The organism is Ramlibacter henchirensis, assembly GCF_004682015.1.
GTDB classification, from domain to species: Bacteria; Pseudomonadota; Gammaproteobacteria; order Burkholderiales; family Burkholderiaceae_C; genus Ramlibacter; species Ramlibacter henchirensis.
This window is the reverse complement of the sequence record NZ_SMLM01000002.1, coordinates 995,066-1,019,281: the sequence shown is the minus strand read 5'-3', so window position 1 is coordinate 1,019,281 and position 24,216 is coordinate 995,066. Positions and strand designations below refer to the sequence as shown.

The following is a 24,216-nucleotide window of genomic DNA, read 5'->3' as shown; positions in this document are numbered from 1 at the left end:
AACAGCCACACTCGCCGCAACTTGCATGCGTGCGTCCGCACGCCATTCGGCATGAAGCTGGTCCTGCACACCCTCATCGTTTTTTTCGGCACGCTCGCCGCGGCCGGGCTCGTGGCCCTGGGCGAACCGCTCGAGGCTGCGCTGCAGTCGTTGACCTCGCCGCAGGCGGTGCCCGCGCCGTTCCACGACGAGTGAAGGCACTCGCATGAGCACCGCCGCCGCGTCGCCCCTTCGCAACCGTCTCTGGTTCAAGGTCGTCGCGGGGATCGTGCTCTTCCTGCTCGCGCTGGTGCTGCTGGCCGTCTTCTTCCCGTGGGACACGCTGCGCGGCCCGGTCAACCGCTACGTCACCGAGAAGACCGGGCGCCAGTTCGAGATCACGCGCCACCTCGACGTGAAGCTCGGGAGGACGACGCGCGTGATCATGGACGGCATCGAGTTCGCCAACCCGCAGTGGGCGCAGGATCGCCACCTCGTGAAGGCCGAGCGCGCCGAGGTCGAGGTGCGCCTGTGGCCGCTGCTGTTCCGCCGCGAGATCGTCCTGCCTTCGATCCACCTCACCAAGCCTCAGCTGGGCCTGCAGATCGAGCCGGATGGCCGCCGCACCTGGGCGCTGGGCGAAGACACCAAGGACGAGCGCAACGTGCCGTCGATCGGCGCGCTGGTGATCGACGAAGGCAGCGCGCACTACGTCGCGCGGCACCAGGGCGCGGACATCCGCCTGCAGTTCGCGATGGACCGTCAGCAGGCGCAGGCGGCAGCCACCAGCACGGGTTCGCGCATGCCGCTTCGCTTCAAGGCCGATGGGCGCTGGCGCGAACAGGCCTTCAATGCCGAAGGCCGCACGGGCGACGTGCTGTACCTGAGCGCACCGTTGCAGCAGCCTTTCCCGGCGGAGGTGCACGCCAATGCCGGCGGCACCCAGCTGCACGCCCGCGGCTCGATCGCGAGCCTCGCGACGCTGGACGGCGCCAACGTCAACTTCCAGCTGCAAGGCCCGAACCTCGCCGAGCTGTACCGGCTGGTGGGCGTCACGCTGCCCGACACCCCGCCCTACAGCGTGGCGGGGCAGCTCTCCAAGCAGGGCGAGGTGTGGCGCGTGCGCGAGATCGGCGCGAAGCTGGGCAAGACCGACATGGCGGGCGAGCTGGCCTTCGACAATTCGCAGAAGGTGCCGCAGCTGGCGGGCAAGCTCCAGTCGCGCACGCTGGACTTCGAGGATCTCGCGCCGGTGATCGGCCTGAAGGACGAGCGCCGCGGTCCGCCCGGTGAGCAGCAGCGCGTCGCCAAGGCGCAGCCGCAGGACGCGAAGGCCAGGGACGGCAAGAAGGAACCCAAGGACCCCAACCGCAAGGTGCTGCCCGGCGCGCCGCTGGACGTGAGCCGCCTCAATTCCATGAACGCCGACGTGCGCGTCGACGCGGCGCGCGTGGTCAATGCCAAGGGCCTGCCGCTGGACCGCATGGGCGTGCACGTACGCCTGCAGAACGGCTTGCTGGTGCTGGACCCGCTCGACCTCGGCGTGGCCGGCGGCCGGGTGGCGGGGCAGGTGCGCATCGATTCGAATGCGAAGCCCGTCGCGGTGCAGACCAGGCTCGATGCGCGATCGCTCGAATTGAACCGCCTCTTCCCGAAATCGGAGTCGGCCCGCAACAGCTTCGGCAAGATCCAGGGGCAGGTGGACCTCACGGCCCGCGGCGGCTCGGTGGCGCAGATGCTCGCCAACGCGAACGGCAACGTCGCACTCCTGATGGGCAGGGGCGAGATCAGCAACATCCTGCTGGAATTCGCCGGCCTCGACGGCGGCGAGATCCTCAAGTTCCTGGCGCGCGGCGACAAGCGCGTGGAACTGCGCTGCGCGGCCACGGCGTTCGACGTGAAGGACGGCGTGATGACGTCGCGCGCGCTGGTGCTCGACACGGACGACACCGTCTTCCACGGCGGCGCCGAGATCAACCTGGCGCGCGAATCGATGAATGCCCTGATCAAGCCGCAGCCCAAGGACACCAGCATCCTGAGCCTGCGTTCGCCGCTGAAGGTCGCGGGCACGTTCGGCGCACCCGACGTCGGGCTGGAGAAGAGCGCGCTCGCGGGGCGTGCCGCCCTGGCCATCGGCCTGGGAGCGATCAACCCGCTGCTGGCGCTGGCGGCGACGATCGAGACCGGCCCCGGCAAGGACGCCGACTGCGTGGGCACGTTGAAGGAAGCGGCCGCGTCGCGCGCCGAGACGCGAGTCGGAAAGTCGGCGCCGCCGGCCGAGGGACCGGGCACCAAGCCGTCCGAAGCACCTGCCGGCACGCGAATGGGCGCGGGGCCCGCACCCAACAACAGCAACGCGCGTGCCGCCGGCAACAACGCTGATGCCCGCCGGCCCGGCAACACGCAGGCGGCCGCTCGGGCGCCCGCAGCCGATGCGCTGGGCACCGGCACGCCCGGCAAGCCGATCGCGCCCTAGGCGGTCATCGCCCGGGTCGCACAGACGGGGCAGTCCGCGCGGCGCGGTGTTCGCATCCGCGTCCATTCCATCGTCCGCGCATCCAGCATCAGCAGCTCGCCGGCGAGCGATTGACCGGCACCCGAGAGCAGCTTCAGCGCCTCGGCCGCTTCCATCGACCCGATGATGCCCACCAGAGGCGCGAACACGCCCATCGTGGCGCAGCGCGTTTCTTCCGGCGCGCTGTCGGCGGGGAAGAGGCAGGCGTAGCAGGGCGAGTCCGCACGCCGCGGGTCGAACACGCTGAGCTGCCCGTCGAAGCGGATCGCGGCACCCGAGACCAGCGGCACGCCGTGCCGGAAGCACGCGGCATTGACGATCTGCCGCGTGGCGAAGTTGTCGCAGCAATCGATCACCACATGCGCCTGCGGCACCAGCCGGTCGAGCAGCGAGTCGTCGGCGCGCTGCACGATGGCTTCGACCTGCACGTGCGGGTTGAGCGACGCGATGGCTTCGCGCGCGGAGTTCGCCTTGGGATGTCCGACGCGCGCCATCGCATGCGCGATCTGGCGCTGCAGGTTGGTGACATCGACGCTGTCGTGGTCCACGAGCGTGATGCGGCCGACGCCCGCGGTGCCCAGGTAGAGCGCGACGGGCGATCCGAGGCCGCCCGCGCCGATCACGAGCGCATGGCCTTGTCCCAGCTTCTCCTGGCCTTCGACGCCGATTTCCTCGAGCAGGATGTGGCGCGAGTAGCGCAGGAGTTCGTCGTCTGTCATGGCGCGCATTGTCGGCAAAAAGAAAAAGCCGGCTGGCGCCGGCTTTCCTGGACAGGTTTGGGCTACGACCCGTCGGGATCAGTTTTCCTTCTTCTCGGCCTTGTTCTCGATGATCTGCGTCTTGCTCACCAGGACCGGGCGGCCCTTGAGCTGGTTGAGGGCTTGCACCAGCTGGAAGTCCTTCTCCGGCGTGCCGAACTCCGGCGTCTTGCGCTCGGAGACCGGCTTGCGGGACTCCTCCTCCGCTCGCTTGCGCGCTTCTTCGCGCAGGCGCTCGCGCAACGGGTCCTTCGCTTCGGGGCCCTGGCCGCTGCCCAGGTGCTTGTCGAGGTCGGCCTCGCGCGTGCGCAGCATCGAGAAGATGTTGCCTTCCTCGCTCTCGTCGACCAGCACGTCGGGCACGATGCCGCGGGCCTGGATGGACTTGCCGCTGGGCGTGTAGTAGCGGGCGGTGGTCAGCTTCAGGCCCGTGTCGGGGCCGAGCGGGCGCACGGTCTGCACCGAGCCCTTGCCGAAGGTCTGGCTGCCCAGGATCATCGCGCGCTTGTGGTCCTGCAGCGCGCCGGCCACGATCTCGCTCGCCGAGGCCGAGCCTTCGTTGACCAACACCACCAGCGGCACCGTCTTGATGGAGGCCGGCAGGCGGCGCAGCGGGTCGCTGCCGGAGCGGCGCTGATAGAACTCCGGCGACGCCTTGTAGACGAACTTGCTCTCCGGCAGCTGGCCGTTGGTGGACACCACGGTCACGTTCTCCGGCAGGAACGCCGCAGACACGGCGACGGCTGCATCGAGCAGGCCACCGGGGTCGTTGCGCAGGTCGAGCACCAGGCCCTTGAGGTTGGGATCGGCCTTGTAGACCTCCTCGACCTTGCGCACGAAGTCCTCGACCGTGCGCTCCTGGAACTGCGACAGGCGGATCCACGCGTAGCCGGGCTCGACCACCTTGCCCTTGACGGACACGGTCTTGATCTCCTCGCGCGTGATCGTCACCGGAAAGGTGCGGTTCTCGTCCTTGCGGAAGATCGTGAGCGTCACCTTGGTATTGGGCTCGCCGCGCATGCGCTTGACCGCATCCGACAGCGACAGGCCGCGGACCACGGTGTCGTCGATCTTGGTGATCAGGTCATTCGGCTTGAGGCCGGCGCGGTAGGCGGGCGAGCCTTCGATGGGCGACACCACCTTGACCAGGCCTTCTTCCTGCGAGATCTCGATGCCAACTCCGACGAAGCGGCCGGACGTGCCTTCGCGGAATTCCTTGTAGCTCTTCTTGTCGAAGTACTGCGAGTGCGGATCGAGGCTGGCGACCATGCCGGCGATCGCGTCACTGATGAGCTTCTTTTCGTCAACGGGCTCGACGTAGTCGCTCTTGACCATGCCGAACACGGCGGCCAGCTGCTGGAGCTCTTCCAATGGCAGCGGGGCCAGGGAGCCACGGGCGACGGTCTGCAGCGAGACCGTGGTCAACGCGCCGGCCAGGGCGCCCGCCGAAATCCAGACGGCGATCTTCAGTTTGTGGCTCATAGGGGAAAACTTCAGTCCTCTCGACTTTCAATATACACCTGAGAAGACACTATGACGCGCCCGTTACCGGCGGGTTCCGGAAGAGCGCGCCATCGCGTGAAAAAAGGCTTCCGGCCTTGGTCTGGCGCAAACTCGGCAGCAGCCTGGCCGAGCCTTGGTTTGTCAGGCCTTGCCTTGGTTCGCCACGGCCGCGGCAGCCTTGGCCGCGGCTTCCGCGTCCCCCAGGTAATAGTGGCGCAGCGGTTTCAGGTCCGCGTCCAGTTCGTAGACCAGCGGGATCCCGTTCGGGATGTTCAGGCCGACGATGTCCTGGTCGGAGATGCCGTCGAGGTACTTGACCAGCGCGCGGATCGAGTTGCCGTGGGCCGAGACCAGCACGCGCTTGCCGGAGCGGATGGCCGGGGCCATCGCCTCGTTCCAGAACGGAAGTACTCGCGCCACCGTGTCCTTCAGGCATTCGGTCAGCGGCACCTCTCCTGAAGCCAGCCGGGCATAGCGCGGATCATTGCGCTCGCAGCGCGGATCGTTCGCTTCCAGCGCCGGCGGCGGGATGTCGTAGCTGCGGCGCCAGACCAGCACCTGATCGTCGCCGAATTTCTTGGCGGTCTCGGCCTTGTTCAGGCCCTGCAGTGCACCGTAGTGGCGCTCGTTGAGCCGCCATGACTTGACCACGGGCAGCCACTGCCGGTCCATCTCGTCCAGGCAATGCCACAGCGTGTGGATGGCCCGCTTGAGCACGCTGGTGTGGCAGACGTCGAATTCCCAGCCCTCGGCGCGCAGCAGGCGGCCGGCGGTCTTCGCCTGCGCGATGCCGGTGGGCGTGAGCGGGACGTCGGTCCAGCCGGTGAATCGGTTCTCCAGGTTCCAGGTCGATTCGCCGTGGCGGATCAGGACGAGCTTGTGCATGCGCAAGGCCCATGCCGGGCAAAAAACGTCGATTCTAGAATCACGCCTTTGCGCCGAGGGGGCGCTTCTCAGGACAACGATGGATTTCGTGATCAACAACTGGATGCTCTTCGCCGTGGCTTTCGCCTCCGGAGCCATGCTGCTGTGGCCCGTGGTGCAGGGCGGCGCGGCGGGCGGGCTGTCGACTTCCAATGCCGTGCAGCTCATCAACCGCGAGAAGGCCGTCGTGGTGGACGTGAGTGAGACGGAGGAGTTCGCCGCCGGCCACATCGGCGGCGCGCGCAACATCCCGCTGAACCAGCTGGAGCAGCGGCTGCCCGAAGTGGTGAAGAACAAGGCGCTGCCGGTGCTGCTGGTGTGCCCCAATGGCATGCGCGCCAATCGCGCGCTGGGCGTCGCGAAAAAACTCGGCTACGAAAAGGCCCAAGTGCTGGCCGGCGGGCTGAAGGCGTGGAAAGAGGCTAACCTGCCCGTCGAGAAGGCCTGAGGGCCGCTTCGACAACCGCAGAGAAACCGTCGACCGACATGCAACCCGTCACCATGTACACCACCGCCGTCTGCCCGTACTGCATCCGGGCCAAGCAGATCCTCAAGGCGCGCGGGGTGGAGAACATCAACGAGATCCGCGTCGACGCGCAGCCGCAGGAGCGGCTGAAGATGATGGAGATCACCGGCCGGCGCACCGTGCCGCAGATCTTCATCGGCGACACCCACGTGGGCGGCTGCGACGACCTGATGGCGCTGGACAGCCGGGGCGGCCTGATGCCCCTGCTGAACGGCGGGTAGGGCCTGAGATAATCCGGCCCCGACCCGAATCCCGGCCCGCTTCGGTTGCACCCGGCGGGCCTTTTCCTTTGCACGAAAGCACCACTGCCATGGCCGACTCCCAGGACCCCGTCTTCCAGATCCAGCGCGTCTACCTCAAGGAAGCTTCGCTGGAACAGCCCAACTCGCCCGCGATCCTGCTGGAGCAGGAGCAGCCCAACGTGGACATCCAGCTCGGCGTCGAGGCCACGCAGGCCGCCGAGGGCATGTTCGAGGTCGCCGTGACCGCCACTGTCACGACCAAGATCAAGGAGCGCACGGTGTTCCTGGTCGAAGTGAAGCAGGCCGGGATCTTCGAGATCCGCAACGTGGGCGACCAGCTCAACGCCATCATGGGCATCGCCTGCCCGCAGATCGTCTACCCGTACCTGCGCGGCAACGTGGCCGACATCATCACGCGCGCCGGCTTCCCGCCCGTGCACCTGGCCGAGATCAACTTCCAGGCCATGTACGAGCAGCAGCAGTCGCAGCTGCAGCAGCAGGAACAGCCCTCGCGCATCATCACCACGGCCTGACGGCGGGGCGGCGGCTTCGATGCGGCTGCTCGTGCTCGGCGCCGGCGCCTGGGGGACGGCCCTGGCCGCCAACGCCACGGCGCGCCACGACGTCGTGCTCTGGGCGCGCGATGCCGACCAGGCGCGCGACATGCAGTCGCGCCGCGAGAACACGCGCTATCTGGCCGGTTTCGCGCTGCCGCAGGCGTTGCGCATCGCATCCGGCGACGTCGGTGCGGTCGCGCAAGACCGTGAACTGCTGGTCGTCGCCACACCGATGGCGGGCTTGCGCGAGATGCTCGTGGCGCTTGCGCAATCCAACGCGCCGGTCGCATGGCTGTGCAAGGGCTTTGAAGCGCGCGAGGACGGGCCGGGCCTGCTCGGGCACGAGGTCCAGCAGCAGGTCGCGCCCGGTCTCGCCGCCGGCGTCCTGACCGGTCCCAGCTTCGCGCAGGAAGTGGCGCGCGGGCAGCCCACCGCGCTGGTCGCGGCGAGCGCGCGCCCCGAGGTGCGGCAGGCGCTGGTCGAGACGTTCCACGGTCCGCAGCTGCGCGTCTATGCGAACGACGACGTCGCCGGCGCGGAGGTCGGCGGCGCGGTGAAGAACGTGCTGGCCATCGCGACCGGGCTGTGCGATGGCCTCTCGCTCGGCCTGAATGCCCGCGCCGCGCTCGTCACGCGCGGGCTGGCCGAGATGACACGGCTGGGCATCGCGCTCGGCGGCCGCGCCGAGACCTTCATGGGACTGTCGGGCCTGGGCGACCTGGTGCTCACGGCGACGGGCGACCTCAGCCGCAACCGGCGCGTGGGCCTGCTGCTGGCTCAGGGGCAAAGCCTCGACCAGGCGCTGGCGGAACTCGGCCATGTGGCCGAGGGCGTCTACTGCGCGCGGACCGTGGTGAAGCGCGCCGCTCAGCTGGGCATCGAGATGCCGATCGCGGAGGCCGTTGCCGCCGTGCTCGAGGGTCGCTTGCAGCCGAGGCAGGCCGTCGCCCGGCTGATGCAGCGCGACCCGACTCCGGAGTCTTCCTAGGGCGCACGCGGCGGCTGCGGCGCTAGCCTGCGTTCTCCACTCCAGGAGACGCCCCATGCAACCCCTGCCCGCCGTTCTCGCCGCCGTTTGCTCCGCCACGTTGTTGTCCGCCTGCGCCGGATCGCCGCCCGCGGGTTCCGGCGCAACCGGTGGAACCGCGGCCCGGAACAACATGAGTTTCTTCGTGACGAGCGCGAACCCCGGCAAGGGCGCGGACTTCGGCGGCATCGCCGGCGCCGATCGCCACTGCCAGGCGCTCGCATCGAGTGTCGGTGCCGGTCAGCGCACCTGGCGCGCCTACCTCAGTTCGACGGCGGGCGACGGCCGCACGCCGGTGAACGCGCGCGATCGCATCGGCCGCGGCCCCTGGCAGAACGCCAAGGGCGCAGTCGTCGCAAGCAACGTGGACGAACTGCACGGCCAGAACAAGCTGACCAAGGAAACGGCGCTCACCGAAAAAGGCGAGACGGTCAGTGGCAGCGGCGACCCGGTCAACCAGCACGACATCCTCACCGGCAGCACGCCCGACGGCCGCGCCACCACGGCGGCGACCGGCGACACGACGTGCCGCAACTGGACGTCCGGCGCGGAAGGATCGGCCATCGTCGGGCACCACGACCGCAGGGGCCTGCGCGACGACGAGCCTTCGCGCTCGTGGAACTCGTCGCACGGCTCGCGCGGCTGCAGCCTGGAAGCCCTGCGCGGCACGGGCGGCGGCGGGCTGATGTACTGCTTCGCGGCCGACTAGCGCGCTTCGATCTGCGCCAGCGCGTCGGCGATCGCCTGCGGGTCCTGCGGCCGCACCAGCCGGGCCACCTCGCGGCCGTCGCGCAGGAAGACCAGCGTCGGCCACAGCTTGATGCGGAACGAGCGGCCGAGCGGGCGGCCGGGGCCGTCTTCGACCTTCACGTGCCGCACCGACGGATGCGAAGCGAGCGCCTGCGCGATCTTCGGCTGCGCGCTGCGGCACCAGCCGCACCACGGCGTGCCGAATTCGAGAAGCGCGGCGCCGGGCCAGGCATCGACCTCCGCGCGCGCGGGTTCCTTGTCGAGATACGCGGTTTCCATGCGCGGATTGTCCGTGCGGCGGCCGGGCACGCCCGTCAGCCGGGATGCCGACGAAGGCATCGGGCAAAGGCTATGCTCGCCGCATGCAACGCTTCGATTTCAGCCCGGCGGCGATCGCCGAACTGGCCCGGCAGGACGCCGCCCGCGCGCTGGCCGAGGACGTGGGCGAGGGCGACCTCACCGCCAGCCTGGTCCCGGCCGCGCGGCAGGCGCAGGCCGTGGTGATCGCGCGCGAGGCCGCCGTGGTGTGCGGCGGCCCGTGGTTCGTCGCCGCGGTGCGGCAGCTCGAGCCGCAGGCCACGATCACTTGGGCGGTGCCGGAGGGCCGGCGCACCTCCGTGGGCCAGCCGGTGGTGGAGATCCGCGGCTCGGCGCGTGCGCTGCTGACCGCCGAGCGCACTGCGCTCAATTTCCTGCAGTTGCTCAGCGCAGTCGCCACGCGCACCTCGACATACGTGGAGGCCGTTCGCGGAACGCGCGCCCAGATCGTGGACACGCGCAAGACGCTGCCGGGCCTGCGCCTCGCGCAGAAGTACGCGGTGCGCACCGGCGGCGGCACCAACCACCGCATCGGCCTGTACGACGCAATCCTCATCAAGGAGAACCACATCGCCGCGGCGGGCGGCGTGACGCCGGTGCTGCGCGCCGCAAGCGAGCTCTCTCGCTCCGCCGGGTTCGTGGAGATCGAAGTGGAGACGCTGGCCCAGCTGCAGGAGGCGCTCGCCGCAGGCGCGAAGATGGTCCTGCTCGACAACATGGACCTGCCCACGCTGCGCGAGGCCGTGCGCCTGAACGAAGGCCGTGCCATCCTGGAGATTTCCGGCGGCGTGACGCTGGAGCGCGTGCGCGAGCTTGCGGAAACCGGCGTCGACCGCATCTCCATCGGAGCGCTCACCAAGGACGTGAAGGCCACGGACTATTCGATGCGCTTCAAGGACCTCTGAACCGAACCCCATGAGCGCCGTCATCCCCATCTTCGACGTCGAGTACGAACAGCCCGTCGGCAATGCCTGCGATACCCGGCATGCGTGGGCGCGTATTCCACAGGAGCCCACGCCCGCGGAGCGGACCGAGCTCAAGGCGCGCATCAGGCGCCTGCTCAAGGAGCGCAACGCCGTCATGGTGTCCCACTACTACGTGCATCCGGACCTGCAGGACCTGGCCGAGGAAACCGGCGGCATCGTCAGCGACTCCCTGGAGATGGCGCGATTCGGCCGCGATCACCCGGCGCAGACGCTGGTGGTCTCCGGCGTGCGCTTCATGGGCGAAACGGCCAAGATCCTGTCGCCCGAGAAGCGGGTGCTGATGCCGGACCTGGACGCGACCTGCTCGCTGGACCTGGGCTGTCCGATCGCCGAGTTCAGCGCTTTCTGCGACCAGCATCCGGACCGCACGGTGGTGGTCTACGCCAACACCAGCGCGGCCGTGAAGGCGCGCTCGGACTGGCTGGTCACCTCAAGCTGCGCGCTGGACATCGTCAACGCGCTCAAGGAGAAGGGACACAAGATCCTGTGGGCACCCGACCGCCACCTGGGCAGCTACATCCAGCGCGAGACCGGCGCCGACATGGTGTTCTGGAGCGGCTCGTGCATCGTGCACGACGAGTTCAAGGCGTTCGAGCTGGAGGCGCTGAAGAAGGAGCATCCGCGGGCCAAGGTGCTGGTGCACCCCGAGTCGCCCGCCGACGTGGTGGCGCTGGCCGACGCCGTCGGCTCCACCTCCGCCATCCTGAAGGCCGCCCGCGAGATGGATGCCAAGGAGTTCATCGTCGCGACCGACAACGGGATGATGCACAAGCTGCGCACGCTCAATCCCGGCAAGGTGTTCTTCGAGGCGCCCACGGCGGGCAACAGCGCCACGTGCAAGAGCTGCGCGCACTGCCCCTGGATGGCGATGAACGGGCTGGCCGGCCTGGCGCAGGTGCTGGAGACCGGCGCCAACGAGATCTTCGTGGACCCGGCGGTCGGCCAGCGCGCGCGCGTGCCGATCGACCGGATGCTGGCCTTCACGGCAGCGCTGAAGAACGGCCAGCCGGCCGGCGCGCTGGTGCCGCATTTCGGCGCGGCCTGACCGCCGCGCCGCCGCGCGCTCAGAGCGGCTTGATCTCGACCTTGCGGAACTTGACCGTTCCGCGGCCCCACTGCAGCGCGACGGGCCCGCTGGCGAACTTGCGGTCGCGGTGGTCGACGGTCTTCTCGCCGTTGAACATCACGACCAGGTGGTCACCCTTGGCCGTCACTTCCATGGTGTTCCACTTGCCGCCCGCCTTCGGCGGCGGCTGGCGCACGGGAGCGACCTTGACGATGGAGCCGGTGCCGTAGGTCGGGTCCGGCCGCTGGTCGAATACGTTGGCCTCGTAGCAGTTCTCGTCGGTGATCTGCTGCGGGTTCTGGCAGCGCACGAAGATGCCGCTGTTGGCGTCGTCGCTGGCCCAGAACTCGGCGCGGATCGCGAAGTCCTTGTACGACTCGCGAGTGACGAGGAAGGCCGGGGTGCTGCCGCCGCGCGTGGCCTGGATCGCGCCGTCAACCACCGCCCAGTCGGCCTCCCCGACACGGTTGAACCGCTCCAGCCCCTTGCCGCTGTCGACCAGCGGCACCCAGCCGCCACCGCCCATCATGTTCGCGCAGCCCGCCAGAGCCACCGCGCCGGTCAGCGCTGCGGTGCGTAGTGCGCTCCTGATCCTGGTGCCCATGTGCCGTCTCCTGGTTCGTGTGGGAGGGCCATGCTAGAGCCGCGACGCTCGGCAGAGCACCGGGTGCAAACCCGCATGCGAAGTCGGCCCGATCAGCTCAGCGGTGCCAGGAGCGAACTTATCGCTGAGGCGTCAGGGTGGTCGGCTGCGCGTCCGCGTCCATGGACGGGTAGTCGCGGCTGAAATGCAGGCCGCGGCTCTCATGCCGCGCCTGCGCCGACCGGACGATCAGGTCGGCCACGGTGACCAGGTTGCGCAGCTCGAGCAGGTCGCGGCTGATGTGGAAGTTCGCGTAGAACTCCTGGATCTCCTCCTGCAGCAGCCGGATGCGGTGCGCGGCGCGTTCCAGGCGCTTGTTGGTGCGCACTATGCCGACGTAGTCCCACATGAAGCGGCGCAGCTCGTCCCAGTTGTGCGAGATGACCACCGATTCGTCGGGGTCTGTGACGCGGCTCTCGTCCCAGACGGGCACCGGCGGCACGGCCGGCTCCCGCGCTTCGCGGATGTCCAGCGCGGCGGAACGGGCGAACACCATGCATTCGACCAGCGAGTTGCTGGCGAGGCGGTTGGCGCCGTGCAGGCCGGTGTAAGCCGTCTCGCCGATCGCATGCAGGCCCGGCAGGTCGGTGCGGCCGGCCAGGTCGGTGTGGATGCCGCCGCAGGTGTAGTGGGCCGCGGGCACCACCGGGATCGGCTGGCGCGTGATGTCGATGCCCAGCTCCAGGCAGCGCGCGTGGATGTTGGGGAAGTGCTCGCGGATGAAGGCCGCCGGCTGGTGCGAGATGTCCAGGTACACGCAGTCCAGGCCGTGCTTCTTCATCTCGAAGTCGATGGCGCGGGCGACCACGTCGCGCGGCGCGAGTTCGGCGCGCTGGTCGTGCTGCGGCATGAAGCGCGTGCCGTCCGGCAGCAGCAGCCGCCCGCCTTCGCCGCGCACGGCCTCGGTGATCAGGAAGCTCTTGACCAGCGGGTGCCACAGGCAGGTCGGGTGGAACTGGATGAACTCCATGTTCGTCACCCGGCAGCCGGCGCGCCATGCCGCCGCGATGCCGTCGCCGGTGGCCGTGTCGGGATTCGTGGTGTACAGGTAGACCTTGCCCGCGCCGCCGGTGGCCAGGATGGTCTGCGGCGCGCGGAAGGTGACGACCTGGTCCGCCTGCTCGTCCAGCGCGTACAGGCCCAGGCAGCGCTGCGGCAGCTGGCCGATGCGGCGGCTCGTGATCAGGTCCACCAGCGTGTGGTGCTCGAAAAGGCGGATGTTCGGCGTGCGCCGCACGTGGTCGATCAGCGTGTGCTGCACGGCCGCGCCGGTGGCATCGGTGACGTGCACGATGCGGCGCGCGCTGTGGCCGCCTTCGCGGGTGAGGTGCAGCTGGCCGTGCTCCTGCGAGAACGGCACGCCCAGTTGCTGGAGCCAGGCGATGCTTTCGGGCGCGTGCTCGACGACGAAGCGCGTGGCCTCCGGATCGGACAGCCCGGCGCCGGCCACCAGCGTGTCGTCGACGTGCGATTCGAAGCTGTCGCCCCGGTCCATCACGGCTGCGATGCCGCCCTGGGCCCAGCCGCTGGAGCCGTCGGCCAGGCCGCGCTTGGTGATGACGGCGACCCGGTGCGTGGGCGCGAGATGCATCGCGGCGGAGAGGCCGGCCAGTCCGCTGCCGACGATGACGACATCGAAGTCGAGCGAGGTTTCCATCAGGCGGGCTGGTAGGCCAGGCGCACGTAGATCGGCGCGAAGGCTTCCGCCTGCGTCACCTCGATCAGCGTCTCCTTGGCCAGTTCCAGCATGGCGATGAACGTCACGATCAGCACCGGCATGCCGCGGCTGGTGTCGAACAGGTTCTCGAACTCCACGAACTTGCGGCCCTGCAGCTTGCGCAGCACGATGCTCATGTGCTCGCGCACCGAGAGCTCCTCACGCGTGATCTTGTGGTGCTGCACCAGCCGGGCGCGCTTGAGGATGTCGCGCCAGGCTTCCTGCAGGTCGACGACGTTGACGTCCGGAAAGCGCGGCTGCATCGACTGCTCGATGTAGACCTGGGCGCGCAGCACGTCGCGGCCGACCTGGGGCACCGCGTTCAGGCGCGCGGCGGCCATCTTCATCTGCTCGTACTCCAGCAGGCGGCGCACCAGCTCCGCGCGCGGGTCCTCCGGCTCCTGGCCTTCCGCCGTCTTCTTGGGGGGCAGCAGCATGCGCGACTTGATCTCGATGAGCATGGCCGCCATCAGCAGGTATTCGGCCGCCAGTTCCAGGTTGCGCGAGCGGATCTCGTCGACGTACTGGAGGTACTGGCGGGTCATCGCCGCCATCGGGATGTCGAGGATGTTGAAGTTCTGCTTGCGGATGAGATACAGCAGCAGGTCCAGCGGGCCTTCGAATGCCTCGAGGAAGATCTCCAGCGCATCGGGCGGGATGTACAGGTCCGTCGGCATGGCGAACAGCGGTTCGCCGTAGAGACGCGCCAGCGCGACCTGGTCGACCACGTCGGGCATGCCCGGGACGTCCGCGGAAGCGCCTTCGGGCAGGCTGGTTCGTTCGCTGTCGTTCACTTGGAATCCGACGAGTCGCCGCCGCTGCCGTACACGTAGGGCTTCTGCGGCACGCGGGCCTTCTTCCAGTCCCCCAGCGCCTCGCGGTCGATGTGCTTGTCCCACCAGATGGCGCGGCCGGCGCGCTGCTGGGCTTCGATGTCGGGGCGCTGCGCCTTCAGCTGTTCGATGAACTGGGTGACGTCGGACTTGTAGTCCGGCCGGCGGAAGATGCGGAGCAACTTGGACATAGACTCGATCGGGTGAGCAGGCAATTTTACCTACGGTGCTCGATGGGACTCGTCAGTGGATTGCTAGCCGCGCTGGCCACGCTGGTCGGCTGCGACCAGCGGCGTATCGAAAAGCTCGAGGAAGGCGTCTCGACCGAGGCGGACGTTCGCGCCCAGTTCGGCAACCCGGAGAACATCTGGGACGGCCCCGGCGGCGCCCGCGTCCTCGAATACAACCGCAACCCCGCGGGCCACCAGAACTACATGATCACCATCGGCGCGGACGGCAAGATGTCCGCGCTGCGCCAGGTGCTCACCCCCACCACCTTCGCGCAGGTGCAGGCCGGCATGTCGATGGAGCAGGTGCGCCGCATGCTCGGCAAGCCCGCCAAGCGCACGCCGTACGCGCTCAAGCGCGAGGAGGCGTGGGACTGGCGCTACATGCAGCCGCCCAACACCTCGATGATGTTCACCGTCTGGTTCGACCCCGACATGCGCGTGGTGCGCACCTCCACCGGGCCCGACCCCGAGGCGCCCGAGAACCGCGGCGGGCCGAGCCGCTAGACGGCCACTTCCGGCGAGGCCAGGTGCTGCGTCAGCTCGGTGCCGAAGCCGGATCGCTCGATCACCTCGCGCGGCTGCTCCTGCAGGTTGTCCAGCCGCAGCGTGCCGCCGCGCAGCAGCACCACCTTGTGAAGCTGGCGCAGGGCGTCCAGGCCCGACGTGTCCAGGTGGACCAGCTGCAGCGCGTCGAGCACCACCACCGGCGCAGGTCCCGAGCCCTCGACCGCCTGGACGACCGTGTCGATGCGCGCGACGGCGCCGAAGAAGAGCGAGCCGTACAGGCGAAAGCGCAATTGCGCTTCCTCGCCCGGCACCTGCTCCACGCGGAACAGCGAACTCATCTTGCGGATGAAGAGCGCGCAGGCGGCGACCAGCCCGACCTCCAGCGCCACGGTGAGGTCGAACACCACCGTGAGGAAGAAGGTGCCCAGCATCAGCACCCGGTAATGCGCGCTGTAGCGCTTCAGGTGCGCGAACTCGCGCCACTCGCCCATGTTCCAGGCCACGAACAGCAGGATGCCCGCCAGCACCGACAGCGGAACATGCAGCGCCAATGGCGCGGCGGCGAGCACCAGGATCGCGAGCGTGACCGCGTGCACCGCGCCCGCGACCGGCGTGGTGCCGCCCGAGCGGATGTTGGTCACGGTTCGCGCGATGGTGCCCGTGGCCGGCATGCCGCCGAAGAAGGGCGCCACGAAATTGGCCACGCCCTGGGCCATGAGTTCCTGGTTCGGGTCGTGCCGAGGCAGCCCGCTCACCTGGTCGGCCACGCGCGCGCACAGCAGCGATTCGATGGCGCCGAGCAGTGCGATCGTCAGCATGGGCGTCACCAACTGCTTGACCGTCTCCCACGAAAAGTCCGGCAGCGCCAAGGGCGGCAGGCCGGCCGGAATGCCGCCAAAGCGGCTGCCGATGGTCTCGACCGGCAGCTTCAACGCGAAGGCCAGGGCGGTGAGAGTGACCAGCGCGACGATCGGGCCGGGCACGCGAGCGGCCACCTTGACGGCCTGGCGCATGCCCGGCAACTCCAGCGCCGGCCGCACCGGCGACTCGGCGTTCCACAGGCGCGGCCACAGGAACAGCCCGGCCAGGCAGGCGCTGCCCAGCGCGAAGGCGTGAAGGTCGAAGGTGTGCAGGTGGCCGGCGATCACCCGCAGCTGGGCGAAGAAATCTGCCGGCATGCGATCGACCTCGAGCCCCAGCCAGTCCTTGAGCTGCGACATCGCGATCAGCACCGCGATGCCGTTGGTGAAGCCCACCACGATGCTGACCGGCACGTACCGCACCAGCGAGCCCAGTCGCAGCAGGCCCAGCGCGAACAGCAGCACACCCGCGCAGGCCGTGGCGATCAGCAGGTTGGCGACGCCGTACCGCTCGATGATCCCGTAGACGATGACGATGAACGCGCCCGCCGGGCCGCCGATCTGCACGTTGGAGCCGCCCAGCAGCGCGACCAGCAGACCGGCGATGATGGCCGTCCACAGCCCGGCCGAAGGCGGCAGGCCGGAGGCGATGGCGAAAGCCATGGCCAGGGGCAGGGCGACGACGCCGACGGTGAGGCCGGCGCCGAAGTCGCGCAGGAAGCGTCCGCGGTCGTAGCCGCGCAGCGCATCCAGCAGTCGCGGGCGGAAGGCGAAGGACGGGGCCAAGGCTCAGGCGCGCCGGTTGCGGCGCGGCCGGCCTCGCAGCGAACCGCTGCACTCGGCCCGCAGGCGGCCGGCATAGCAGCGGAGGCTGCGGCGGGACAGGCGGTGGCGGCGCGGCGACATGGGCGGCTGGATCCGGAACTTACGGATGAGCCGCATTCTATGGATGAGTTGTAACGCGGCCGTGCGCCGCGGTAAGCAGCCGTTGAGCGCTCAGCGCACCCGCATGCCCGGCAGCGCGCCGGGCGTGGGCTCCAGCACGAAGATGCCGGGATTCGCCTTCTCGTCGGCGTGGCTCGCGGCCAACACCATGCCTTCGCTCACGCCGAACTTCATCTTGCGCGGCGCGAGGTTGGCGACGACCACCGTCAGCTTTCCAACCAGCTGCTCGGGCTTGTACGCCGAGGCGATGCCGGAGAACACGTTCCGCATGCGGCCTTCGCCGACGTCCAGCGTCAGGCGCAGCAGCTTGTTCGAGCCCTCGACGGCCTCGCACTGCACGATCTTCGCGATGCGCAGGTCGATCTTCGCGAAGTCGTCGATCGTGATCGGCGCAGCCAATGCCTCTCCCCCGGGCAGTTCACTCGCTCTCCCACCCGCCGCAGAGGGCTGGGGTGAGGGCTGCTCCGCTTCCGCCGGCGCCTCGAACAACGCATCCACCTGCTTGGCATCCACCCGCTGCATCAGGTGCTTGTACTCCCCGATGACATGCCCGGCACCGAGCGGCCGGACCGCGTTGTCCCAGTCCAGCGGCTCGCATTTCAGGAACGCCTCGGCCTCGCGCGCGAGCGCAGGCAGGATCGGCTTCAGGCAGGCGGTCATCACCTTGAACGCCTCGAGGCATTCGGAGCAGACCAGGGCGGCCTTCTCCTGCTGGCCTTCCTTGGCCAGCTTCCACGGTGCGGCGCCGTCGAAGTGCAGGTTCACGTCGTCGGCGAACGCCATGATCTCGCGCACCGCCTTGCCGTATTCGCGGCCTTCGTAGAGGTTGCGCACCTCGTCGACCAGCCGCGTGGCGCGTTCCTCCAGCACCGAGAACGGACCGAGCAGCTTGCCGCCCGGCACGAACTTGGCCGCGCGGCTGGCGATGTTGACGTACTTGCCGATCAGGTCGGCGTTCACCCGGGCGATGAAGTCCTCGGGGTTGAAGTCGACGTCCTCGACCTTGCCGTTCAGCTTGGCGGCGATGTAGTAGCGCAGCCACTCGGGATTCATGCCGAGCGACAGGTAGCGCAGCGGGTCGATGCCGGTGCCGCGGCTCTTGCTCATCTTCTCGCCGCTGACGGTGATGAAGCCGTGCACGTTCACCTGCGTGGGCGTCTTGCGGCCGGAGAACTGCAGCATCGCCGGCCAGAACAGCGTATGGAAATAGACGATGTCCTTGCCGATGAAGTGCACTTGCTCCACGGCGGGGTCCGCCACGAACTCCTCGAAGCTCGCCTTCGTGCGCGAGGCCGCATGCCAGTGGTCCTTCGCCTGGCCCTTGTCGAAGTGGTTCTTCAGGCTGGCCAGGTAGCCGATGGGCGCGTCGAGCCAGACGTAGAAGTACTTGCCGGGGGCTTGGGGGATCTCGATGCCGAAGTAGGGCGCGTCGCGGCTGATGTCCCAATCGGCCATGCCGGCCTCGAACCATTCGCTGGCCTTCTTCGCCACCTCCTGCTGCAGCTTGCCGTCCTGCGTCCAGGCCTTCAGGAAGTCGACCACCTTCGGGTCGGACAGCTTGAAGAAGTAGTGCTCCGAGCTGCGCAGCTCGGGCCTGGCGCCGCTGAGCGTCGAATACGGCTCGATCAGCTGCGTGGGCGAATACACGCTGCTGCACACCTCGCAGCTGTCGCCGTACTGGTCCTTGGCGTGGCAGGTGGGGCATTCGCCCTTGATGTAGCGGTCGGGCAGGAACATGCCCTTGACCGGGTCGTAGAACTGCTCGATGGTGCGCGTGGCGACGAGGCCGCGCGCCTTCAGCGCCTTGTAGATGCCCTGCGCTAGCTCGGTGTTTTCCGGGCTGTCGGTGGAGTGCCAGTTGTCGAAGCGGACGTGGAAGCCGTCCAGGTACTCCTTGCGGCCCGCGGCGATCTCGGCGACGAACTGCTTCGGCGTCTTTCCCGCCTTCTCGGCCGCGATCATGATCGGCGCGCCGTGCGCGTCGTCGGCGCCGACGAAGTGGACCATGTGCTCGCCCATGCGCTGGTGCCGCACCCAGATGTCGGCCTGGATGTATTCCATGATGTGGCCGATGTGGAACTTGCCGTTGGCGTACGGCAGGGCCGTGGTGACGAAAAGCTTGCGCTGGGGCATGGTGGGTATTGGCGCGGGGAGCCGGCGATTTTAGGCGGCTCGTTACACTGGCTGGTTCAGTAGTCAATTCAGCCATGGCCACCACCGACCAAGTGCTCGCCGCCCTCGCGGCCGTCAAGGACCCGAACACGGGCCAGGATTTCGTTTCGACCAAGGCGGTCCGCAACCTGCAGGTGAACGGAGGCGATGTCGCCTTCGACCTCGAAATGGGTTATCCGGCCAAGAGCCAGGTGCCCGCGCTGCGGCAGGCCGCCATCGCGGCCGTGCGCGCGCTGCAGGGCGTCAGCAACGTCTCGGTGAACATCAACACGAAGGTCATCGCGCATGCCGTGCAGCGCGGCGTGCAGCTGATGCCCAACGTGAAGAACATCATCGCGGTCGCCTCCGGCAAGGGCGGGGTGGGCAAGAGCACCACCGCCGTCAACCTGGCGCTGGCCCTCGCGGCCGAGGGCGCTTCGGTCGGCGTGCTCGATGCCGACATCTACGGCCCCAGCCAGCCCATGATGATGGGCATCGATGGGCGCCCCGAGAGCTCGGACGGCAAGACCATGGACCCGCTGGAGAACTACGGCGTGCAGGTCATGTCGATCGGCTTCCTGGTCAACCCGGACGAAGCCATGATCTGGCGCGGCCCGATGGCGACGCAGGCGCTGGAGCAGCTGCTGCGGCAGACCAACTGGCGCGAACTCGACTACCTCGTGGTGGACCTGCCGCCCGGCACCGGCGACATCCAGCTGACGCTGTCGCAGCGCGTGCCGATGACCGGCGCCGTGATCGTGACCACCCCGCAGGACATCGCGCTGCTCGATGCGCGCAAGGCGGTCGCCATGTTCGAGAAGGTCGGCGTGCCGATCCTGGGCCTGGTGGAGAACATGGCCGTGCACATCTGCAGCAACTGCGGCCACGCCGAGCACATCTTCGGCGAGGGCGGCGGCAAGCGCTACGCGGCCGAGCGCAACCTGGAATACCTGGGCGCGCTGCCGCTGGACATGAGCATCCGCGTGCAGGCCGACGGCGGTCGGCCCACCGTGATGGCCGACCCGGATGGCAAGCTCGCGGGGATCTACAAGGAGGTCGCGCGCAAGGTGGCGGTGCGCGTCGCGGCCAAGGCCAAGGACTTCTCCTCGAAGTTCCCGACCATCACCGTCTCGAAGAACACGTAAGGAGTCGCCGTGAGCGCGCGCCCGGGCCTGAACGTCGCCGTCGTGATGCGGCGCGTGCGGCTGGCCAACCGCTGGCAGCCGTACCGCTGGGAGCTGCACGAGGTCGTGCCGCATGAAGAGGCGTTCGGCAGCGAGCCGCGCCGCATCTTCGGGGACGACCACGAGGAGCGCTGGCTGCACCCGGGTTACCGCGTGGAGCTCTACGCCGACGACGCCGAGGGCTACTACCTCAATGCCACCGTCGACACCCCGTGCTGGTTCGTGCTGTGGCGCATGGAAGAGGCCGCCACCGTCGCCGAGGAGCCGATCGCCCGCCCCGAGGTCGTCACCGTGAGTTATCACGATGCCGGGCGGTGGCTCGACGCGCAGGAGAACGTGGAGCAGGTGCCCGCGCCCGCGGAGGTGGTGGCCTGGTTCCGCGAGTTCGCCGACGCCCATTACGTGCCCGAACCGCGCAGACGCAAGCGGCCGGAAAGCTTCCGGCGGCTGGAAGACCGGTTCGGCAATCCGGCATCAGTGTCCACGGGCAAGAAGTACGGCGGCGGCGAAGGGGGCGGCGGTGGCTGACGGTTTCCTGGGCCGCTGGTCGCGGCGCAAGCTGGATGCGAAGGAGGGCAAGCCGCTGGAGGCGGAGCCGGTTCGCAAGGCCGAGCCGGAGCAGCCCTCACCCCAGCCCTCTCCCGCAAGCGGGAGAGGGAGTGAGGCCGCTTCGGTTTCCGGCGTGGCGGGTTCCTCTCCCTCTCCCCTCGGGGGAGAGGGCAGGGGTGAGGGGGCTCCGCTGCCCGAACCGCCCCCTCCGCCTACGCTCGAAGACGCAAACGCCCTCACATCCGACTCCGACTTCACCCGCTTCGTGAAGTCCGACGTCCCGGCCGACGTCCGGAACGCCGCGGTCAAGAAGCTGTTCGCCGATCCGCACTTCAACGTGATGGACGGACTCGATACCTACATCGACGACTACACCAAGGCCGATCCCATCCCCGAGTCGATGCTTCGGCAGCTCGCCGCGGGCCGCTTCCTGGGCCTCTTTCGTGAAGAAGAGCGCAAAGATGAGCCAGGAGCCGAAGCAAGGGAAGATGCCGAGGGGCAAGCGCCGCAATCCGTGGCACAGTCGCACCCGCCCGCGGCCCCCGAGCCCGCGGCCGATCCCCAAGCAGTACCCCCCGAATCCCATGCCGACCCTGATCTGCGACTGCAACAAGACGATGCCGCTCGACCCGGCGAAGCTGGGCGCGGCACTGGGTGAGCCGTCGCTTGCCCTGCACAGCAGCCTCTGCCGGCGCGAGGCTGCCTCGTACCAGCAAGCCATTCGCTCCGGCGAGGAAGTCATCGTCGCCTGCACCCAGGAAAAGAAGCTGTTCGCCGAAGTCGGCGCGCAGACCGAAGGCGCGGTGTCGCCGGTGCACTTCGTCAACATCCGCGAGACCGGCGGCTGGAGCCGCGACGCGCGCGAGGCCATGCCCAAGATCGCGGCCCTGCTCGCCGCTGCGCGCCTGCCCGAGCCGGACCCGGTTCCCACCGTCACCTACAAGAGCGGCGGCCGCGTCCTGATCATCGGCCGGCTGCAGGATGCCGAACGCGCCGCGTCGATGGTCGAAGACGTCCTCGACGTCACGCTGTTCTCCACCGGCGGTCCGGGCGCGCAGGAGCGCAAGTACCCGGTGGTGTCCGGGCGCATCGATTCGCTCACCGGCTGGCTGGGCGCTTTCCAGTTTGCGTGGACGCCGACGAACCCGATCGACCTGGACCTGTGCACGCGCTGCAATGCCTGCGTGGCGGTGTGCCCTGAAGGCGCCATCGGCCTGGACTACCAGATCGACATGGACCGCTGCAAAGGCCATCGTGCCTGCGTGAAGGTGTGCGAGGCCGCCGGCGCCATCGACTTCCAGAGGGAGGCGCAGGCGCAAACCGAGACGTTCGACCTGGTTCTCGACCTTCGCGAGACGTCCGAGTTCGCGCAACACGCGCCACCGCAGGGCTACCTGCGCTGGGACGGCCGCGACCTGCCCACGCTGCTGAAACTGCGCGAGCTGGTGGGCGAGTTCGAGAAGCCCAAGTTCTTCGTCTACAAGCAGAAGCTGTGCGCCCACAGCCGCAACGAGAAGATCGGCTGCAATGCCTGCGTGGAGATCTGTTCGGCCGCCGCGATCTCCAGCGAGGCGTCGCGGCAGCAGATCAAGGTCAATCCCAACCTGTGCGTCGGTTGCGGCGCCTGCACGACGGTGTGCCCGACGGGCGCGCTCACCTTCGCGTACCCGCGGGCGAGCGACCAGGGGCAGAAGCTGCGCACGCTCCTCGGGTCGTACCTGCAAGCCGGCGGCCGCGAGCCGACGATCCTGTTCCACAGCCAGGAAGCCGGCCAGGCGCTGGTCGAAGACCTTGGGCGCGCAGCGCGCCTGGGGCAGGCACAAGGTGTTCCGGCCAACGTGATCCCGGTGGCCCTTTGGCACACCGCCAGCACCGGCGCGGACCTGTGGCTGTCGGCCGTCGCTTTCGGCGCGCGCCAGGTGGTCGTGCTCACGACCGGCGAAGAGGCGCCGCAGTACCTGGCGGGCCTGAAGGCGCAGATGGCGGTGGCGCAGGCCATCCTCAGCGGCCTGGGCTACGCCGGCGTCCATTTCGAGCTGCTGCAGGCGCAATCGGCCCTGGCGCTGGACAAGGCGCTGCAGTCGCTGCGCAGCACGCGCCAGCAGGGACCGAAGGAGCCGGCGCGGTTCGCCGTCGCGGCCGAGAAGCGGGCGACCCTCGAACTGGCGCTGGACCACCTGGTGGCCTTCGCGCCTGCCCGGCCCGAGGCCATCGAACTGCCGCCGCAAGGCTCTCCCTTCGGCAGCATCGCCGTCGACAAGGACAAGTGCACGCTGTGCATGAGCTGCGTGAGCGCCTGCCCGTCCAGCGCGCTGCAGGACAACCCGCAGGCGCCGCAGCTTCGCTTCATCGAGAAGAACTGCGTCCAGTGTGGCCTTTGCGCCGGCACCTGCCCGGAGAACGCAATCACGCTCAAGCCGCGCCTGCTGCTCACGCCCGAGCGGCGCGAGGCCCGCGTGCTGAACGAAACGAAGCCCTATGGCTGCATCCGCTGCGGAAAGCCTTTCGGCACGCTCAAGGCAGTCGAAGCGATGCTCGGCAAGCTCGCCGGGCACGCCATGTTCCAGGGTGCGGCGCTGGAGCGCCTGAAGATGTGCTCCGACTGCCGCGTGATCGACATCTACTCGGCCCAGGACGAAACCAAGATCTCCGATGTCCGCTGACACGCTGCTGCCGGCCAGCTCCGCGCTGGACGAGGAAACCGCCCGGGCCGAGGTGTACGGCCTGCTCTCCCAGCTCTACTACGCGCCGCCCGGCCCGGAGCTTCTCGGCGCCCTGCGGGTCGCCGTGACCGAGGCGCCCGCCGCCGGTGGCTTCCTGGAGGAGCCGTGGCGCGAACTGGTCGGCGCAGCGCGAGCGGAGCCCGATGCCGAAATCGCCTCGGAATACGACGCGCTCTTCGGCGGCGTCGGCAAGCCCGACGTGTACCTGTTCGGCTCGCACTACCTGAGCGGCTTCCTGAACGAGCGGCCGCTCGCGCAGCTGCGCGACGACCTGCAGGCGCTTGGCCTCACTCGCGACGAGGCCATGCCCGAGACCGAGGACCACATCGCCTATCTCTGCGAAGTGATGCGGTACCTGATCGCCGGCGACGACGTGGCGGTCGCCAACCTCACGCGCCAGCGCGAGTTCTTCACCCGCCACTTGCAGCCCTGGTTCGGCGCCATGTGCGAGGCGATCACGGGCCATCCGAGCGCCCGGTTCTACGCGGCGCTCGCGGCTTTCACGCAAGCCTTCTTCAGCGTGGAGCAGCAGGGGTTCGACCTGCTGGAGTGAGGGGTTTGCCACATTGGGGTTTGTCCGGATGGAACACGCGTACAGCGAGGCGTGGCGCGGCGTACGCTGCACATACCCGAGCAAACCTTTTGGTTGAGGCAATTACCCTGTGCCCCTCTTCGGTGCGTTTGGCTATGCTCGGGCCTGCATAAGCATGCCAACAGCGTTAG

25 protein-coding genes are annotated in these 24,216 nt (G+C 68.7%); 15 read left to right on the top strand and 10 right to left on the bottom strand.

What is annotated here, in order from left to right; all coding sequences use genetic code 11:
- Window positions 1-51: 51 nt before the first annotated feature.
- Complete coding sequence (locus tag EZ313_RS23340; protein WP_167772641.1) at window positions 52-195, top strand: hypothetical protein; 144 nt, start codon at window positions 52-54, stop codon at window positions 193-195.
- A 10-nt stretch (window positions 196-205) separates the two neighbouring features.
- On the top strand, window positions 206-2,455 hold the full coding sequence (locus EZ313_RS17570; protein ID WP_135264552.1) for an AsmA family protein: 2,250 nt from the start codon (window positions 206-208) through the stop codon (window positions 2,453-2,455).
- On the opposite strand, the gene EZ313_RS17565 is transcribed toward EZ313_RS17570, so the two are convergent.
- From EZ313_RS17565 to gpmA, 3 genes are all read right to left on the bottom strand, one after another.
- Window positions 2,452-3,213 carry a HesA/MoeB/ThiF family protein gene (locus EZ313_RS17565; protein WP_135264551.1) on the bottom strand — a complete coding sequence of 254 codons (762 nt, stop codon included), beginning with the start codon at window positions 3,211-3,213 and terminating at the stop codon, window positions 2,452-2,454. The genes EZ313_RS17570 and EZ313_RS17565 overlap by 4 nt on opposite strands.
- Window positions 3,214-3,291: 78 nt before the next feature.
- Window positions 3,292-4,734: a S41 family peptidase gene (locus EZ313_RS17560; RefSeq protein ID WP_135264550.1), complete on the bottom strand. Its 1,443-nt coding sequence runs from the start codon at window positions 4,732-4,734 to the stop codon at window positions 3,292-3,294.
- Between the two features lie 162 nt (window positions 4,735-4,896).
- On the bottom strand, window positions 4,897-5,640 hold the full coding sequence (gpmA, locus tag EZ313_RS17555; protein ID WP_135264549.1) for a 2,3-diphosphoglycerate-dependent phosphoglycerate mutase: 744 nt from the start codon (window positions 5,638-5,640) through the stop codon (window positions 4,897-4,899).
- A 79-nt stretch (window positions 5,641-5,719) separates the two neighbouring features.
- On the opposite strand from gpmA, the gene EZ313_RS17550 reads away from it, so the two are divergent.
- The 5 genes from EZ313_RS17550 (at window position 5,720) to EZ313_RS17530 (ending at window position 8,740) form a co-directional block, all read left to right on the top strand.
- Entirely contained in the window at window positions 5,720-6,127 is a 408-nt protein-coding gene (locus EZ313_RS17550) for a rhodanese-like domain-containing protein (RefSeq protein WP_135264705.1), read from the top strand.
- A 38-nt stretch (window positions 6,128-6,165) separates the two neighbouring features.
- Window positions 6,166-6,426 carry a glutaredoxin 3 gene (gene grxC / locus EZ313_RS17545; RefSeq protein WP_135264548.1) on the top strand — a complete coding sequence of 87 codons (261 nt, stop codon included), beginning with the start codon at window positions 6,166-6,168 and terminating at the stop codon, window positions 6,424-6,426.
- 89 nt (window positions 6,427-6,515) lie between these two features.
- On the top strand, window positions 6,516-6,980 hold the full coding sequence (secB, locus tag EZ313_RS17540; protein WP_135264547.1) for a protein-export chaperone SecB: 465 nt from the start codon (window positions 6,516-6,518) through the stop codon (window positions 6,978-6,980).
- Between the two features lie 19 nt (window positions 6,981-6,999).
- Window positions 7,000-7,992: an NAD(P)H-dependent glycerol-3-phosphate dehydrogenase gene (locus EZ313_RS17535; RefSeq protein ID WP_135264546.1), complete on the top strand. Its 993-nt coding sequence runs from the start codon at window positions 7,000-7,002 to the stop codon at window positions 7,990-7,992.
- Between the two features lie 55 nt (window positions 7,993-8,047).
- On the top strand, window positions 8,048-8,740 hold the full coding sequence (locus EZ313_RS17530; RefSeq protein WP_135264545.1) for a hypothetical protein: 693 nt from the start codon (window positions 8,048-8,050) through the stop codon (window positions 8,738-8,740).
- Here the strand turns inward: EZ313_RS17530 and EZ313_RS17525 are convergent.
- A complete protein-coding gene (locus EZ313_RS17525; RefSeq protein ID WP_135264544.1) occupies window positions 8,737-9,060 on the bottom strand; it encodes a thioredoxin family protein in 324 nt (107 codons plus the stop codon). The two genes, EZ313_RS17530 and EZ313_RS17525, sit on opposite strands and share 4 nt — an antisense overlap.
- 83 nt (window positions 9,061-9,143) lie before the next feature.
- Between EZ313_RS17525 and nadC the strand changes: the two genes are divergently transcribed.
- Together nadC and nadA are read left to right on the top strand one after the other, a co-directional pair.
- Entirely contained in the window at window positions 9,144-10,004 is an 861-nt protein-coding gene (gene nadC / locus EZ313_RS17520; RefSeq protein WP_135264543.1) for a carboxylating nicotinate-nucleotide diphosphorylase, read from the top strand.
- Between the two features lie 10 nt (window positions 10,005-10,014).
- The gene (nadA, locus tag EZ313_RS17515) at window positions 10,015-11,130 is read left to right on the top strand and encodes a quinolinate synthase NadA (protein ID WP_135264542.1); all 1,116 of its coding nucleotides are present in this window, start codon (window positions 10,015-10,017) and stop codon (window positions 11,128-11,130) included.
- A 19-nt stretch (window positions 11,131-11,149) separates the two neighbouring features.
- Here nadA and EZ313_RS17510 read toward each other — a convergent pair whose 3' ends face one another.
- From EZ313_RS17510 to EZ313_RS17495, 4 genes are all read right to left on the bottom strand, one after another.
- The gene (locus tag EZ313_RS17510) at window positions 11,150-11,755 is read right to left on the bottom strand and encodes a 3-keto-disaccharide hydrolase (protein ID WP_135264541.1); all 606 of its coding nucleotides are present in this window, start codon (window positions 11,753-11,755) and stop codon (window positions 11,150-11,152) included.
- Window positions 11,756-11,873: 118 nt separating this feature from the next.
- Entirely contained in the window at window positions 11,874-13,451 is a 1,578-nt protein-coding gene (gene nadB / locus EZ313_RS17505; RefSeq protein WP_135264540.1) for an L-aspartate oxidase, read from the bottom strand.
- Window positions 13,451-14,248, bottom strand: coding sequence for a segregation and condensation protein A (locus EZ313_RS17500; protein WP_135264704.1), 798 nt, complete (start codon window positions 14,246-14,248; stop codon window positions 13,451-13,453). The genes nadB and EZ313_RS17500 overlap by 1 nt, the downstream gene beginning before the upstream one ends.
- A gap of 53 nt (window positions 14,249-14,301) precedes the next feature.
- Window positions 14,302-14,535 (bottom strand): DUF3460 family protein, encoded by a 234-nt coding sequence (locus tag EZ313_RS17495; protein WP_135264539.1) that lies wholly within the window; start codon window positions 14,533-14,535, stop codon window positions 14,302-14,304.
- Between the two features lie 42 nt (window positions 14,536-14,577).
- Between EZ313_RS17495 and bamE the strand changes: the two genes are divergently transcribed.
- Window positions 14,578-15,078 carry an outer membrane protein assembly factor BamE domain-containing protein gene (bamE, locus tag EZ313_RS17490; RefSeq protein ID WP_135264538.1) on the top strand — a complete coding sequence of 167 codons (501 nt, stop codon included), beginning with the start codon at window positions 14,578-14,580 and terminating at the stop codon, window positions 15,076-15,078.
- On the opposite strand, the gene EZ313_RS17485 is transcribed toward bamE, so the two are convergent.
- Complete coding sequence (locus EZ313_RS17485; protein ID WP_135264537.1) at window positions 15,075-16,727, bottom strand: SulP family inorganic anion transporter; 1,653 nt, start codon at window positions 16,725-16,727, stop codon at window positions 15,075-15,077. The two genes, bamE and EZ313_RS17485, sit on opposite strands and share 4 nt — an antisense overlap.
- A 210-nt stretch (window positions 16,728-16,937) precedes the next feature.
- Window positions 16,938-19,019 (bottom strand): methionine--tRNA ligase, encoded by a 2,082-nt coding sequence (gene metG, locus EZ313_RS17480; protein ID WP_135264536.1) that lies wholly within the window; start codon window positions 19,017-19,019, stop codon window positions 16,938-16,940.
- Between the two features lie 74 nt (window positions 19,020-19,093).
- On the opposite strand from metG, the gene apbC reads away from it, so the two are divergent.
- From apbC to EZ313_RS17455, 5 genes are read left to right on the top strand one after another with little or no spacing between them, the layout of a single operon-like run.
- Window positions 19,094-20,182 (top strand): iron-sulfur cluster carrier protein ApbC, encoded by a 1,089-nt coding sequence (apbC, locus tag EZ313_RS17475; protein WP_135264535.1) that lies wholly within the window; start codon window positions 19,094-19,096, stop codon window positions 20,180-20,182.
- A gap of 9 nt (window positions 20,183-20,191) precedes the next feature.
- On the top strand, window positions 20,192-20,749 hold the full coding sequence (locus EZ313_RS17470) for a DUF3305 domain-containing protein (RefSeq protein WP_338106327.1): 558 nt from the start codon (window positions 20,192-20,194) through the stop codon (window positions 20,747-20,749).
- On the top strand, window positions 20,742-21,428 hold the full coding sequence (locus tag EZ313_RS17465; RefSeq protein ID WP_135264534.1) for a DUF3306 domain-containing protein: 687 nt from the start codon (window positions 20,742-20,744) through the stop codon (window positions 21,426-21,428). The genes EZ313_RS17470 and EZ313_RS17465 overlap by 8 nt, the downstream gene beginning before the upstream one ends.
- The gene (locus EZ313_RS17460) at window positions 21,355-23,433 is read left to right on the top strand and encodes a 4Fe-4S binding protein (RefSeq protein WP_205960422.1); all 2,079 of its coding nucleotides are present in this window, start codon (window positions 21,355-21,357) and stop codon (window positions 23,431-23,433) included. The genes EZ313_RS17465 and EZ313_RS17460 overlap by 74 nt, the downstream gene beginning before the upstream one ends.
- Window positions 23,423-24,046 carry a TorD/DmsD family molecular chaperone gene (locus tag EZ313_RS17455; protein WP_135264533.1) on the top strand — a complete coding sequence of 208 codons (624 nt, stop codon included), beginning with the start codon at window positions 23,423-23,425 and terminating at the stop codon, window positions 24,044-24,046. The genes EZ313_RS17460 and EZ313_RS17455 overlap by 11 nt, the downstream gene beginning before the upstream one ends.
- The last annotated feature ends 170 nt before the right edge of the window (window positions 24,047-24,216 follow it).

What these genes read in the sequence shown, in the direction of transcription:
- EZ313_RS23340 (WP_167772641.1), top strand. Translation starts at nt 52, where the DNA reads ATGAAGCTGGTCCTGCACACCCTCATCGTTTTTTTCGGCACGCTCGCC.
- grxC (WP_135264548.1), top strand. Translation starts at nt 6,166, where the DNA reads ATGCAACCCGTCACCATGTACACCACCGCCGTCTGCCCGTACTGCATC.
- EZ313_RS17550 (WP_135264705.1), top strand. Translation starts at nt 5,720, where the DNA reads ATGGATTTCGTGATCAACAACTGGATGCTCTTCGCCGTGGCTTTCGCC.
- EZ313_RS17535 (WP_135264546.1), top strand. Translation starts at nt 7,000, where the DNA reads ATGCGGCTGCTCGTGCTCGGCGCCGGCGCCTGGGGGACGGCCCTGGCC.
- apbC (WP_135264535.1), top strand. Translation starts at nt 19,094, where the DNA reads ATGGCCACCACCGACCAAGTGCTCGCCGCCCTCGCGGCCGTCAAGGAC.
- EZ313_RS17495 (WP_135264539.1), bottom strand. Translation starts at nt 14,535, where the DNA reads ATGTCCAAGTTGCTCCGCATCTTCCGCCGGCCGGACTACAAGTCCGAC.
- secB (WP_135264547.1), top strand. Translation starts at nt 6,516, where the DNA reads ATGGCCGACTCCCAGGACCCCGTCTTCCAGATCCAGCGCGTCTACCTC.
- EZ313_RS17530 (WP_135264545.1), top strand. Translation starts at nt 8,048, where the DNA reads ATGCAACCCCTGCCCGCCGTTCTCGCCGCCGTTTGCTCCGCCACGTTG.
- EZ313_RS17560 (WP_135264550.1), bottom strand. Translation starts at nt 4,734, where the DNA reads ATGAGCCACAAACTGAAGATCGCCGTCTGGATTTCGGCGGGCGCCCTG.
- EZ313_RS17525 (WP_135264544.1), bottom strand. Translation starts at nt 9,060, where the DNA reads ATGGAAACCGCGTATCTCGACAAGGAACCCGCGCGCGCGGAGGTCGAT.
- EZ313_RS17565 (WP_135264551.1), bottom strand. Translation starts at nt 3,213, where the DNA reads ATGACAGACGACGAACTCCTGCGCTACTCGCGCCACATCCTGCTCGAG.
- EZ313_RS17500 (WP_135264704.1), bottom strand. Translation starts at nt 14,248, where the DNA reads ATGCCCGACGTGGTCGACCAGGTCGCGCTGGCGCGTCTCTACGGCGAA.
- nadC (WP_135264543.1), top strand. Translation starts at nt 9,144, where the DNA reads ATGCAACGCTTCGATTTCAGCCCGGCGGCGATCGCCGAACTGGCCCGG.
- gpmA (WP_135264549.1), bottom strand. Translation starts at nt 5,640, where the DNA reads ATGCACAAGCTCGTCCTGATCCGCCACGGCGAATCGACCTGGAACCTG.
- bamE (WP_135264538.1), top strand. Translation starts at nt 14,578, where the DNA reads ATGGGACTCGTCAGTGGATTGCTAGCCGCGCTGGCCACGCTGGTCGGC.
- nadA (WP_135264542.1), top strand. Translation starts at nt 10,015, where the DNA reads ATGAGCGCCGTCATCCCCATCTTCGACGTCGAGTACGAACAGCCCGTC.
- EZ313_RS17570 (WP_135264552.1), top strand. Translation starts at nt 206, where the DNA reads ATGAGCACCGCCGCCGCGTCGCCCCTTCGCAACCGTCTCTGGTTCAAG.
- EZ313_RS17460 (WP_205960422.1), top strand. Translation starts at nt 21,355, where the DNA reads ATGCCGACCCTGATCTGCGACTGCAACAAGACGATGCCGCTCGACCCG.
- nadB (WP_135264540.1), bottom strand. Translation starts at nt 13,451, where the DNA reads ATGGAAACCTCGCTCGACTTCGATGTCGTCATCGTCGGCAGCGGACTG.
- EZ313_RS17455 (WP_135264533.1), top strand. Translation starts at nt 23,423, where the DNA reads ATGTCCGCTGACACGCTGCTGCCGGCCAGCTCCGCGCTGGACGAGGAA.
- metG (WP_135264536.1), bottom strand. Translation starts at nt 19,019, where the DNA reads ATGCCCCAGCGCAAGCTTTTCGTCACCACGGCCCTGCCGTACGCCAAC.
- EZ313_RS17510 (WP_135264541.1), bottom strand. Translation starts at nt 11,755, where the DNA reads ATGGGCACCAGGATCAGGAGCGCACTACGCACCGCAGCGCTGACCGGC.